The organism is Microbispora siamensis (genome assembly GCF_016863095.1).
GTDB lineage: Bacteria > Actinomycetota > Actinomycetes > Streptosporangiales > Streptosporangiaceae > Microbispora > Microbispora siamensis.
On the sequence record NZ_BOOF01000001.1, the window covers coordinates 90,984 to 103,333 of the forward strand.

A 12,350-nucleotide genomic window follows, 5' to 3' on the forward strand; every position below is an offset into this window, starting at 1 on the left:
AAGGAGGAACCGCCGTGCCGCTGCCCACGCAACCACTGCGCAAGCTGGGTTTCCTGACCATCGGGCTGTTCGACGGGGACGACCCGCGCCCGGGACACGAGTCGACGCTGCGGATCATCGAGCTGGGCGAGCGGCTCGGCTTCGACAGCGCGTGGGTGCGGCACCGCCACCTGCAGTACGGCATCTCCTCCCCGGTCGCCGTCCTGGCGGCGGCCTCCCAGCGCACCACCCGCATCGAACTGGGGACGGCGGTCATCCCCCTCGGCTGGGAGAACCCGCTGCGGCTCGCCGAGGACCTGGCCACGGTGGACATCCTGTCCGGGGGCCGGCTCAACCCGGGCGTCAGCGTCGGGCCGCCGCTGCATTACGACCGGGTCAAGGACGCGCTCCACCCCGGCACCGCCGACCTGGAGGACTTCAGTCACGAACGGGTGCGCCGGCTGCTGTCCTTCGTACGCGGCGAGCCGGCCACCGACTTCAGCGGCACCGAGGGATTCGAGGTCTTCTCCGACCGGGTCCAGCCCCACTCGCCCGGCCTGGGCGCCCGCATGTGGTACGGCGGCGGCAGCCTCCGCTCGGCCCGATGGGCGGGCGAACACGGCATGAACTTCCTGACCAGCAGCGTCGTCAAGGCGGAGGAGTCGGAGAACTTCGCCGAGATCCAGCTCTCCCACGTACGGGAGTTCCGCGCCCACCACCCCGACGGCCGGAGGGCCCGCGTCTCCCAGGGCCTGGTCGTCATCCCCACGGACACGGCCACGCCGGAGCAGCGGGTTAAGTACAAGGAGTACGCCGACAAGCGCGCGCCCCGCACCGCCACGCCGCAGGGACCGGCCCGCATGATGTTCGCGCCCGACCTCGTCGGCAGCTCCGCCGAGATCGCCGAGCAACTGTACGCGCACGCCGCCTTCCGGGAGATCGACGAGGTCGCGTTCGCGCTGCCGTTCACCTTCGATCACGAGGACTACGTGCAGATCCTCACCGACATCGCCACGAGGCTGGGGCCCGAGCTCGGCTGGCGGCCCGCGACAGGGTCAGGCGGTGCGGCTCCCCCGGTCGTGGGCTGAGTCCCGGGCACCCGGGAACGGTTCCGAAAAAGATCGCCTGTGCGGGAACAGATCGACCTTTCAGAGTATTCCTACCAATAAAGCGGCTAATTGAGGGAAGGGCCGCGGAGGAAGACCGTACGGAGAAAGGACGATGAGCCGACCATGACCGACCGTCGCCTGTTGCTCGCCATCGATCTGGACGGAGACGGCGCCCATCCGGCCGCCTGGCGCCACAGCGGCCATCCGCCCGCGCACACGCTGACGGCCGCCGCGCTGCGGCGGGTCGTCACCGAAGCGGAGGCGGCGGGTTTCGCGCTCGCCACCTTCGCCGACACCCCGCTCCCGGCCGGCCCTGCGCCGGACGACGCCGGGCGGCTGGAGGCAGGCACCCGGGCCGCGTTCGCCGCCCTTCTGACCAGCGGGATCGGGCTCGCCCCCACGCTGCACGCGACCACGACGGAGCCGTTCCACCTGGCCACGCAGCTGGCGAGCCTGGACCACGCCAGCAAGGGCCGGGCGGCCTGGGTGGTCGGCGCGGCCGCCGGCGACGACGCTCTCGCCACCATCGGGGCGCAGGCGCTCACGGAAGAGGACGCACGGCGTGAGGCGGCCGACGTCGTCGAGGTGGCGCGCCTGCTGTGGGACTCCTGGGAGGACGACGCGGTGATCAAGGATGCGGCCACCGGCCGCTACCTCGACTCCGACCGCGTGCATCACGTCAACTACACCGGGACGAGCTTCACCGTCTCGGGGCCGCTCATCACGCCGCGCCCACCGCAGGGACAGGTCGTCGTACTCGCCCCGGCCGGCCTGGAGCTCGACGCCTCGGCCGACGTGGTGCTCGTGAGCGAGACCGACGCCGGCGCGCTCGCCCGTCCGGCGCAGCAGGCCAGGGACGCGGGCGCGGCGCTCGCGTTCGCCGAGATCGAGGTCGCTCTCGACGCCGCCGAGCCGGCGGCGCGGCGGCTCGCCGCCCTGGACGCGGCGACACCGTGGCCGGACTCGGGACGCCTGCGCTACGCCGGACCGGCCGCCGGGCTCGTGGAGCTGCTGCGTTCGCTCCCCCCGGCCGTCGACGGGGTTCGCCTGCACCCCGCCGTCCTCGCCGCCGACCTCCCGGTGCTCGCCGGGGAAGTGCTGCCCGCGCTCGCCGCGGCGGGTCTGCACGCGCCGCCCGTGCCCGGAGCCACGCTCCGTACGACGCTGGGCCTGCCCCGTCCCGCCAACCGCTTCGCCGCCGTCGCGAGCGCGACCGCCTGAAGGGACGACGCCATGACCTCCCCCAGCCCGACCGGCGCCCCCTACGACCCGCACGCCCAGGTGCACCTCGGCGTGTTCTATCCCGGGGTCGGCCCACAGCTCGTCTGGACGGACCCGGACGCCGCGTCCCACACCGCGATCGAGACCTTCGTCCACGTCGCGCAGCTCCTGGAGCGCGGGCTCTTCGACGCCTTCTTCCTCGGCGAAGGGCTGCGCGTACGGGAGAACCGCGGCCGCGTGCACGACCTGGACGTCGCCGGCCGTCCCGACGCGATCACCCAGCTCTCCGCCCTCGCCGCGGTGACCGAGCGGATCGGCCTGGTCGCCACCCAGAACACGACCTACAACTTCCCCGCGGACCTCGCCCGCCGCCTGGCGAGCCTGGACCTCCTGTCCGGCGGGCGGGCCGGCTGGAACATCGTCACCACCGACAACGCCTGGACGGGCGCGAACTTCCGTCACGGCGGCTGGCTCCCCCATGAGCGGCGCTACGAGCGGGCCACGCAGTTCGTGGACGCGGCCAAGGAACTGTGGGCGTCCTGGGCGCCGGACGCGATCGCAGAATCAGGAGAGGAGTCGTCCTGGGCACGGCCCGGAGCGATCCGCGAGGTGGAACGCGACACCGACCTGGTACGGCTGCGCGCCCGCGCCACCGTTCCGGCCAGCCCCCAGGGACGGCCGGTGCTGTTCCAGGCGGGCGACTCCGACGGCGGCCGTGAACTGGCGGCCCGCCACGCCGACGTGGTGTTCTCGGCCAACACCGACTACGACAAGGCCGTCGCCTACGCCGCCGATCTACGCGCCCGGCTGGCCCGCTACGGCCGCTCGCCGGCCTCGCTGCGCATCCTGCCCGGCGCCTCGGTGATCCTCGGCGACACTCCGGAGGAGGCCAGGGAGCGAGCCGAGTGGGTGCATGCGGAGCAGCTCTCGCCGCCCCGGGCGATCGCGTTCCTGGAGCAGTACTGGGACACCGACCTGTCGGACTACGACCCGCACGGCCCGCTGCCCGACATCGAGCCGAGCCAGGCCGAGCTGGACCCCTCCCGCGGCACGCTCCCCATCGAGCGGCGCACCGGCAAGCTCGCCACCATCGCCCGGTGGCGGGAGCAGGCCGCCGCGGAGAACCTGTCGATCCTGCAGCTCGTGCGCCGGGTCACACCGCGGGAGCGCGCCTTCGTCGGCACCGCGTCGCAGGTCGCCGACGAATGGGTGCGGTACGTGCGTACGCGCGCGGTGGACGGGTTCAACATCAGCCCGCACCTGCTCCCCTCCTCGCTGGAGGACATCGTGAACAAGCTGGTTCCGGAACTGCAGGAGAGGGGCGCCTACCGTACCGAGTACACCGGGACGACGTTGCGCGAGCACCTCGACCTGCCCGCACCGTCCGGAGGGTCAGGCGTGGCGGGCCATTTCGCCGGTTGAGCTCAGCACCGTCGTACGGCCGGCTACCGCGCGAGGTGGCCGGCCACCTCGCGCGCGTCGGCCTCGATGCCACGGACGTACGTGGACTCGCGCTACGGGGCAGCACGACCAGCCCCAGCGCACACAGCCCAGGCCGTCCCACCGACACACCGCGGTCTACCTGACGTGAAGCTCGTGAGCCGCCCCTACTTCCACTGGAAGCGATCGAGCGCCGCTCTGACCTGCGGCAACCCCGAGGACCACCCTGGTGACCTGCAATGGTTGTCTCGGTGGTTCTCGGTGTTTCACGGCTGATCTTGATGTCATGTGCCCTCGTTGTGCCCTCACTGATCGCGAGGACAAGCATCTAGATACAGCCACGAACCGCCGCATGAGGGATGCCCTACATTCCCGGGTCCTGCGACGCTGTCAAACTTTGTGACTTGCCAGCGCGTGGCCGCACATCCGGCACCACCCCTTAACCGGCGGTTTCGAGAGAGGGACGTGTCTGTACAGGCCAAACGATGCGAACACACGTGCCGATGACAGATTGTGTCGATGTGATTACGATCGACTGGGGCGGTTGTGATTCCCAATGCGAAGGGTGTCGCCGGGTGGACTCGCTGATGATCTACGGGCATGGGCTTATCTCATCGCTGCGGGCCTGTGCTCGCTCCGGCGATCCGGCCGACCCTTGCGACGGTGCCGAGCCTGGCGAGGAGCCCGCCTGCCGGGCCCCTGCTGGTGAGTGAAGTGCCCCCAGTGCATCTCCGGGAGCCTAGGCGTGCCGGACCTCACGCTTTGCGAACTGCCTGAATGAGGTGTCCGGTCCGTACAGACCCCTCCGCCGCCCCCGGTATCTGCCAGGAGCGGTACAGCGTATGTCGTGACTAGCAGCTTGGAAAGTCTTTCGACATCATGTTGTGTGACCTGGGAAAAGGGTGACCTGGGCGCATGCCGTTTGAGCGACCGTGAGTCCCCGCTGGTCACCGCGGCCGATGTCTCATGTGCTCTCGTCATGCCATAAGGGCGTCACGTGCCAGGCTCCGCTTCCGGAGGGCGGATGTCTCTGTTCTCCTCGACCCACAGGTGCCTGAGGGGAGGTTTGATCTCGACGCGGTCTCCCCAGCGCCTGTAGAAGGTGGTCCAGTTCATCGTCCGCACGTTCTCCGTCTCCAGGGCGTCCCAGACTATGGAGGCGGTGAAGCGCCGCGGCAGATTGTCGGGTCCGACCCATAGCCTCCACCTGATTCGCCCTCCGGGCTCCGACCCTTTCTCGAGTCCGAACAGGATGCCCGCCGCGCTCGGCCGAAGCTCCGGCACCGTGACATCACCGGCGTACAGGATGCGCCGTGATGACGGAGCGGGATCGCTGCATTCTTCTCAACATGATGGTGACCGCGCCGAGACACCACAATGGACGATCGAGTAGTGATCGGATTGAAGATGGTGCTGGCGCTGTCGCTGGTCGTCACCGCCACAGGTCGAAACCGCGCCATCGGTCACGCCGGTCGGCAGGGATCGTCCCCAGGCCGCACGCCCAGTCCTGGATGACCTGCAAAGGTTGTCTCGGTGGTTCAACGGACACAAAAGACAGACGAGGGGCTACTTGACCAGCCTCGCCCCCTCAGGGACGACCTGGACCTTCGCTCTTGGAGCGGGTGGCGGGAATCGAACCCCGCGCTGTCAGCTTGGGAATAGGCTACTGATCTGGCCGTGCTGAGCTGGGAAAACAGGGGTACAGGTCAAGGCCAGGCGAGTGACCGTGAGTCCCAGTGGTCCACCGCTGATCGCCGTCCGTTCTGGCACGCATCTGGCACACGATCACGTGCTGACGGTCGCAGTGCTCCTCGGCGGTGGATCTCGGCGACACTCCGAGATCGGGCAGCGATTGAGTGATCCGACGGGCAGGTGCGTGCACTTTCGCCGGGCGAGGTTCTATTCCCGCCGGGTCAGACGAGGCGGGTGACTGTGCCGGTGTCGATCGAGTAGTACGCGCCGATGACTTTGAGCTTGCCCTTGGCGATGCGAGGAGCGAAGAGATTGTCCTTCTTGAGCTGGTTCACCACGTCGACGGTGTTGATGCGGATCATCTTGTCGACGTCGCCGCCCGAACGCGTGTAGGCCGAACGCAGGGCGGAAGCGATCGTGCTCAGCTCGCCAGGCAGCTTCTTGTGCTCGTGCAGCGATTCTGCAGCGGCCGTGACGGCCCCGCAGCGCTGATGGCCGAGCACGACGACGAGCGGGGTGCCGACTTCGGCTGGGCCGTACTCGGCGGCACCTGTAACCAGCGGGTCAATGGTCTGCGCGGCGGTCCGTACCACGAACAGGTCGCCCAGCCCGGTGTCGAAGACTAACTCGGGGGAGACCCGCGAGTCGATGCACGAGATTACGACCGCGAAGGGGTTCTGCTTCTGCGCCACCTTCCTGCGGCGATCGGCGTCCTGGTGCGGGTGGGTGGCGGTGCCGTCCACCCAGCGGCGGTTGCCCTCGCGCAGGGTCGCCCACGCTTGGTCCGGGGTGGCGGCACGCTGGTCCGGCGCGGTCCCGTTCGACGGCTGAGCGGTGCGGGCGAATACGGCGGTGCCCGCGCATGCCGCACCTGTCAGGATGCCTCCGGCGACGATGCCGGCGCGCAGGAGGGCCCGCCGGTTGATCATGTGGATATCCGGATCCGGCTGTTGTGCTCCCATGAAGGGGTGCCTCCTTCCCCACCCTCGATGCAGAGTTATGTAGCCGCTTGTTACCTGTGTCCAGTTTCGCAGGGAGGATTGAGGACCTGCTCGACGGGTGACCGCCGCTTCTTCGGCGGCCGCCCGGCCAGGCCAAGGCACGCTTTCAGGGGGTTGACAGTAGTGGCCTTGGAGCGAAGCGACAGTTTATGAATCGGACGGGGTGGTTGGAGGAATGGAAAGGACTCTCGGTGCCTATGCCAGAATCTGGCGAGCGGGCCTGAGTGCTGATCCTCGGACGTTGGAACAGATTGACAGCCGCCTATCCAAATGGGTGTACGGCAAGCCGATCAACGATCAGTCTATGGGCGCGCCGGCCAAACGGCCCTCTCTGATTCAGGCGTGGATTAAGGACATGGAGAGCACTCTCATGGCCTCCTCGATCAAGGGTGTCGTGGACACACTGGGCGCCATTTTCGAGGCCGCCGTGGATGACCAGGTGGTTGGGCGCAACCCGGTGAAGGCGCAGTCGGTGAAACCGCCGACCCCGGCCCGGAAGAAGGTCGTCCCATGGACTCTCGAACAAATTGAGGCGATGGCTGCGGCCCTCGGCGAGCTGTACGGTCCTATGGTCTTTCTCGGCGCAGGATGCGGGCATCGGCAGGGCGAGCTGTTCGGCGTAGCCGTCGAGGACGTCGACTTCCTCGGCCGCATGGTGCATGTGAACCGTCAGGTTCGGCTGATCGGCGGACGCCTGGTGTTCTCTCCACCCAAACGCGGCAAGACCCGGACTGTGCCTCTGCCTGAGTCGCTCGGCTTGCGACTGAGCGCGCACATCGCTCAGCACCCGCCGGTCACGGTCACGTTGCCGTGGGTCGAGAAGGGCAAGCCCGGAAGCAACCTGGTGACAGTGGAGCTTCTGTTCCCTGGCCCGAATGGCAGTGCGCTGCATCGCAACACGTTCAACCACACGTGGCGTGTCGGTCTCGAGCGTGCGGGCATTGTGCCCCCGCCGGCGAAGGGAGAGCGCCGGAAGTCTCACCGCGAACATGGATGCCATGTGCTGCGGCATCGGCGTGGCTCGGTGCCGGGGTCGACATTCGCACGGTCGCTGAATACCTCGGTCATGCCGACTCTGGCTTCACGCTCCGGACGCACCCACCTCATGCCGAAGGCAGCGGACCGGGCACGCAAGGCCATGGGCGCGTTCTTCAGCCAAGAGCAAACCGGGCTGAGTGCCCTGGTCGTGCCCTCGGGAAGATCAATATGACGTTTACCCTGGTAGACGTGCGGTGCCCTTACTTCCACTGGAAGTAGACGAACAGGCGGCCGTGGTTCTTGGAATCCTTGTCGATCCGGTGGTACAGCGCCTTGATCTCCTTCTGTTCCAGGAAGCGCAGCACCTTCTTCTTGAGCTGGCCGGACCCCTTGCCCGGGATGATCTCCACCTGGGTCGCCTTCTTGCGTACGGCCTCCTGGATGATGCCGTGCAGCGCCTTGTCGATCTCGCTGCCCTTGTTGTAGATGTCGTGGAGATCCAGCTTCAGCTTCACGCAGGCGAGTCTAAATCGCCGCTCGCCCCGGGACGCGGGGCGAGGCGGGTGACCGCGCCCCACGCCGGCGGGGCCGAGCGTCAGCCGTTGATGTAGTCGACCAGAGCCTCCTTTTCGCTCTCCAGTTCCTGGATCGAGGTCTTGACGACGTCGCCGATGCTGACGATGCCGGCCAGCCGGCCGTCGCGGACCACGGGCACGTGCCTGATCCGGTGGTTGGTCATGGTGCGGCGCAGGTCCTCGACGTTGGCGTCCGGGCCGCAGGTTCGCACCTCCGCGGTCATGATCGACGAGACGGGCATGGCGAGCAGCGCCGCGCCGTGCTCGTTGAGCCGCCGCACTACGTCGCGTTCCGACACGATGCCCGCGATGGACAGGCCGTCCTCGGAGACCACCACCGCGCCGATGTTGAGCTCCGCCAGCCGGGCGAGTAGCTCGGACACCGTGGCGTGCGGAGGAACGGTCGCCACACCTGTTCCCTTACTCTGCAAGATCGTCCCGATGAGCATCGACACCGCCTCTCAGGGGCACCCGGGGGACATGTCCCCGCTTCCGCTCCCGCCGGCCGGCCGGAGCGGCGAATCCTGTTTCCCCAGGCAACAGCGGTCGTCCTACCTCGTCAAGGGCCCCCACCCCTACGATGGCGAAATATCACCGCACCCTGGGGGCAGAGGATGGCCGAGAAGCTCAACACCGGGAGCCACGATCTCCCGATCTCAGACGCGCTCGCGGAGTTCATGCGCGGCGGCTGGGCCGACACGCGCGAGGACGTGGCGCCGCTGCCGGTCGCCGCGTACGCGGCCAAGCGGCGGGCACGGCTCGCCGAACGCCTGCCCGGTGAGCGGCTCGTCATCCCCTCGGGCACGCTGCAGGCCCGCAGCAACGACGACGACCACCGGTTCCGTACGCACAGCGCGTTCGCCTACCTCACCGGCGGCCAGCAGCCCGACGACGTCCTGGTGATCGAGCCGTCGGGCGACGCGCGGCTGTTCCTGCATCCCCGCCCGTCCCGCGCCGAGTCGCAGGAGTTCTACCGCGACCGGCGGTACGGCGAGTTCTGGGTGGGCCGCCGTTTCGACCTCGCGGAGGCCGAGGCGGCGTACCAGATCGAGTGCGCGCACATCGACACGCTGCCTGCGGCGCTGAGCGCACCGGCGCGCGTGCTCCGCGGGGTGGACGCCTCGGTCGACGCGCTCGTCTCCCCCGCCGGCGACGACCGCGACGCCGAACTGGCCGCGGTCCTGTCGGAGCTGCGGCTGGTCAAGGACGAGTGGGAGATCGCGGAGCTGCAGCAGGCGGTGGACGCGACCGCGCGCGGGTTCGAGGACGTCGTGCGCGCGCTGCCCGCGGCCCTCGCGCACCCACGCGGCGAGCGGTACGTCGAGGGTGTCTTCGGCCTGCGCTCGCGTCTGGAGGGCAACGCCGTGGGCTACCAGTCGATCGTGGCCTCCGGGGCGCACGCCTGCGTGCTGCACTGGATCCGCAACGACGGACGGCTCGACCCCGCCGAGATGCTGCTGCTGGACGCCGGGGTCGAGGGCGACAACCTCTACACGGCCGACGTCACCCGCACGCTGCCGCTGTCCGGCCGGTTCAGCCCGATCCAGCGGCAGGTGTACGACCTGGTCTACGAGGCGCAGACGGCCGCCATCGCCGTACTGCGGCCCGGGGTGCGCTTCCGCGAGTTCCACGAGACCGCCATGCGGGTGATCTCCGACGGGCTGCGCGAGTGGGGCCTGCTGACCCGGGCGCAGGCCGACGCGGGCCTGCACCGGCGCTACACCCTGTGCAGCAGTGGCCACATGCTGGGCCTGGACGTGCACGACTGCGCCCGGGCGCGGGCGGAGACCTATCTCGACGGCGTGCTGGAGGAGGGCCAGGTGCTGACCGTGGAGCCGGGGCTCTACCTCCAGCCCGACGACCTGACGCTGCCGCCGGAGCTGCGCGGGATCGGCGTCCGCATCGAGGACGACCTCGTCGTCACGGCCGACGGCGCCCGTCTGATGTCGGCCGCGCTGCCCCGCCGTGCCGACGAGATCGAGTCGTGGATGGCCGCCCTGGCCAGGTGACGGCCCCGCTCCGGGCTTCCGGCCCGGGCCATACCGCCCGGACCGGAACCCGGAAACGTGTCGCCCGCCTGCAGTTGCCGCCAGGTGCGACTGCCGTTGAGGACGCGAACGGCCCGGGTCACTCACTCGTCGTCGCATCCCGATGTGCCGGGCGCGCTTACGCCGGACCCACGGATGGCGCGGTCAGGGCGATGGTCACGTGCCGACCCGGTCCTTCACGAGCCGCACACATGCGGCCGCGACCCATCTCGGGTAGGTCAGCTCACCCGGGATGTAGATCCAGTAGCTGGACCCGCCGCAAGAGCTGTAGTAGCCACCGCTCTCGCTCTGGCACAGCGACGGGAGGTACTGGCCCGCGTACAGCGTCGTGATGACGTAGCCGGACGTGGTGCTCTTCTGCGACCGGACCGAGACGGCGCCGACCCCCGGCGCCGGAGTGACGGAGCAGGTGACCGCGCCGGCCGGGTGGGCGACGAAGACCACCGAGGCCGCCGCCGCCATCATGGTCACCGCGGCGGCGGCGCCGACACGTCTTCTCGATGTCGTCATTGCTTCCTCTCCCTGGCGGTGCGTCACGACGCACCCACCGACGATCGGGGACCAAGCCGGGATCGGCTCGGGTTGAGGATCGGACAGGCCTATATAGGCGAGGTATAGGCCCTGGTAGAACGTGGGGAAGCAGTGCAGGCCGAAGCGGCCGTGGCGTCCTGGACCCCAGTTCACGTGATCGTCACATCGCTCCCCTACAGTGGGCTCGTGCGCCCCCCACTGGCCGTGGCCGGCCACACCGACGACGTGCTGGACATGGTCGCCGGCACACTGACCGAGGCCGAGCGCGAGCGCGCGGGGCGTTTCACCCGCAAGCGGGACCGCCTCGACTTCGTCGCCGCCCACCTGCTCGTACGGCACTGCGCCGCGGAACTGCTCGGCACCCGTGCCTGCATGCTGACCGTGGTGCAGCGATGCGAGGGGTGCGGGCAGGCCCACGGGCGGCCCTGGCTGGCCGAGGCCCCCGAGGTGTCGATCAGCCTGGCGCACACCTCGGGCTACGTCTGCGCGGTCGCCGGCTTCGGCCGGGTGGGCGTGGACGCCGAGCACGCCACGAACGGCCCGGCCGACGAGAGGCTGGTGGAGCTCGCGCTGACCCCCGCGGAGGCGAAGCTGGTCGGCGACGACAACCGCGGGCTGATCCGGCAGTGGGTACGCAAGGAGGCCCTGGTCAAGCGGGGAGAGCTCACGCTCGACCGGCTGCGCGAGGTGGACCTGTCGGCCCTGCCGCTGGTGGACGGGCTGTCGATCCCGCTGGAATGGCAGGGCCGTCACTTCGTCGAGTGGACGGCCGGCACCGTGATCGCCTCCGCGGTCACCGACGAGCCCGCCAAGCTACGCCTCCTTGGCGGTTGACCGGCCCGGGGTGGGGTCGAGGAAGACCTGCCGGATCTCCGGGAAGCGCTCGGTGAGCCGGCGCTCCACCTGGTCGGAGGCGAGCTCCAGCCGCTCCCCGGACGTCTCGTCGCGGAAGTCGACCTTCGCCGCGACCATGACCTGGCCGGGGCCCATCATGACGGTGACCAGCTCGACGACGGCCTCGACCTCCGGCTGGGCGGCCAGCTCGCCGCGGATCTCCTCCTGCAACCCGCGCGGCGCCGCCTGGCCGATGAGCAGCGAGGCGTTGGTCCTGATCAGGGTCAGCGCCACGCCGAGCAGCAGCAGCCCGATGACGATCGACGCGACGCCGTCCCATACGGCCGAGCCGGTGAGCTGCGAAAGCAGCAGGCCGACGCCGGCCGTCGCGATGCCGATCAGCGCGGCCAAGTCCTCCAGCACGACGGCCTTGAGCATGGTGTCGGAGGTGCGGTGCAGCAGCCGCCCGGGGCTCACCCGCCAGCGGCGGGCCTCGCCGCGAAGCTGCCGCAGCGCCCGCCACAGGGAGACCGACTCGATCGCGAAGGACACCGCGAGCACGAGGTACGACACCCCGATGTCGCCCAGGTCCTCCCCCGCGGTGATCGTGTGCCAGCCGTGCGTCAGCGAGAACCCGGCCCCCACGACCAGCGTGAAGCAGGCCGCCACGATCGCCCACAGGTAGGCGGCACGCCCGTGGCCCAGCGGATGGCGGGGGTCGGCGGGGCGCTCGCCGTGCCGGATCGCGGCGAACAGCACGACCTCGGTGGCCGTGTCGGCCGCCGAGTGCGCGGCCTCCGACAGCATCGCCGAGGAGGAGCTGAGCAGGCCGGCCACAAGCTTGGCCAGCGCGATGGCGAGGTTGGCCGCGCCCGCGACCACGACGGTGCCGAGGCTCTCACCGTTCTCGCTGTCAGGCATTCCGCTCCATCCGTCGAATTG

Annotated in this window: 11 protein-coding genes; 6 read left to right on the forward strand and 5 right to left on the reverse strand. The window is 69.6% G+C overall.

The features are described from left to right. Positions 1–14 precede the first annotated feature (14 nt). The 3 genes from Msi02_RS00435 to Msi02_RS00445 all read left to right on the forward strand — a co-directional run bounded on the left by Msi02_RS00435 (position 15) and on the right by Msi02_RS00445 (position 3,731). The gene (locus Msi02_RS00435) at positions 15–1,067 is read left to right on the forward strand and encodes an LLM class flavin-dependent oxidoreductase (protein ID WP_204046554.1); all 1,053 of its coding nucleotides are present in this window, start codon (positions 15–17) and stop codon (positions 1,065–1,067) included. A 144-nt stretch (positions 1,068–1,211) separates the two neighbouring features. Beyond that, a complete protein-coding gene (locus tag Msi02_RS00440; protein ID WP_204046555.1) occupies positions 1,212–2,309 on the forward strand; it encodes an LLM class flavin-dependent oxidoreductase in 1,098 nt (365 codons plus the stop codon). A 12-nt stretch (positions 2,310–2,321) separates the two neighbouring features. Further along, entirely contained in the window at positions 2,322–3,731 is a 1,410-nt protein-coding gene (locus tag Msi02_RS00445) for an NtaA/DmoA family FMN-dependent monooxygenase (RefSeq protein ID WP_204046556.1), read from the forward strand. Between the two features lie 1,931 nt (positions 3,732–5,662). Here the strand turns inward: Msi02_RS00445 and Msi02_RS00450 are convergent. Then, positions 5,663–6,403, reverse strand: coding sequence for a carbonic anhydrase (locus tag Msi02_RS00450; RefSeq protein ID WP_204046557.1), 741 nt, complete (start codon positions 6,401–6,403; stop codon positions 5,663–5,665). A gap of 280 nt (positions 6,404–6,683) precedes the next feature. On the opposite strand from Msi02_RS00450, the gene Msi02_RS00455 reads away from it, so the two are divergent. After that, complete coding sequence (locus Msi02_RS00455; RefSeq protein WP_204046558.1) at positions 6,684–7,652, forward strand: tyrosine-type recombinase/integrase; 969 nt, start codon at positions 6,684–6,686, stop codon at positions 7,650–7,652. A gap of 28 nt (positions 7,653–7,680) precedes the next feature. On the opposite strand, the gene Msi02_RS00460 is transcribed toward Msi02_RS00455, so the two are convergent. After that, positions 7,681–7,935, reverse strand: coding sequence for a Smr/MutS family protein (locus tag Msi02_RS00460; RefSeq protein ID WP_030509549.1), 255 nt, complete (start codon positions 7,933–7,935; stop codon positions 7,681–7,683). An 80-nt stretch (positions 7,936–8,015) separates the two neighbouring features. Then, entirely contained in the window at positions 8,016–8,444 is a 429-nt protein-coding gene (locus Msi02_RS00465; protein WP_079315837.1) for a CBS domain-containing protein, read from the reverse strand. A 165-nt stretch (positions 8,445–8,609) separates the two neighbouring features. Between Msi02_RS00465 and Msi02_RS00470 the strand changes: the two genes are divergently transcribed. Further along, a complete protein-coding gene (locus Msi02_RS00470; protein ID WP_204046559.1) occupies positions 8,610–10,004 on the forward strand; it encodes an aminopeptidase P family protein in 1,395 nt (464 codons plus the stop codon). 195 nt (positions 10,005–10,199) lie between these two features. Here the strand turns inward: Msi02_RS00470 and Msi02_RS00475 are convergent, their stop codons facing one another. Further along, entirely contained in the window at positions 10,200–10,553 is a 354-nt protein-coding gene (locus tag Msi02_RS00475) for a hypothetical protein (protein WP_204046560.1), read from the reverse strand. 207 nt (positions 10,554–10,760) lie between these two features. Between Msi02_RS00475 and Msi02_RS00480 the strand changes: the two genes are divergently transcribed. Beyond that, the gene (locus Msi02_RS00480) at positions 10,761–11,408 is read left to right on the forward strand and encodes a 4'-phosphopantetheinyl transferase family protein (RefSeq protein ID WP_204046561.1); all 648 of its coding nucleotides are present in this window, start codon (positions 10,761–10,763) and stop codon (positions 11,406–11,408) included. Here the strand turns inward: Msi02_RS00480 and Msi02_RS00485 are convergent. Further along, positions 11,388–12,329 carry a cation diffusion facilitator family transporter gene (locus tag Msi02_RS00485; protein WP_079315806.1) on the reverse strand — a complete coding sequence of 314 codons (942 nt, stop codon included), beginning with the start codon at positions 12,327–12,329 and terminating at the stop codon, positions 11,388–11,390. The genes Msi02_RS00480 and Msi02_RS00485 overlap by 21 nt on opposite strands. Positions 12,330–12,350 lie beyond the last annotated feature (21 nt).

Coding starts and splice junctions, on each gene's coding strand:
- Msi02_RS00470 (WP_204046559.1), top strand. CDS start 8,610: ATGGCCGAGAAGCTCAACACCGGGAGCCACGATCTCCCGATCTCAGAC.
- Msi02_RS00450 (WP_204046557.1), bottom strand. CDS start 6,403: ATGGGAGCACAACAGCCGGATCCGGATATCCACATGATCAACCGGCGG.
- Msi02_RS00440 (WP_204046555.1), top strand. CDS start 1,212: ATGACCGACCGTCGCCTGTTGCTCGCCATCGATCTGGACGGAGACGGC.
- Msi02_RS00465 (WP_079315837.1), bottom strand. CDS start 8,444: ATGCTCATCGGGACGATCTTGCAGAGTAAGGGAACAGGTGTGGCGACC.
- Msi02_RS00485 (WP_079315806.1), bottom strand. CDS start 12,329: ATGCCTGACAGCGAGAACGGTGAGAGCCTCGGCACCGTCGTGGTCGCG.
- Msi02_RS00475 (WP_204046560.1), bottom strand. CDS start 10,553: ATGACGACATCGAGAAGACGTGTCGGCGCCGCCGCCGCGGTGACCATG.
- Msi02_RS00445 (WP_204046556.1), top strand. CDS start 2,322: ATGACCTCCCCCAGCCCGACCGGCGCCCCCTACGACCCGCACGCCCAG.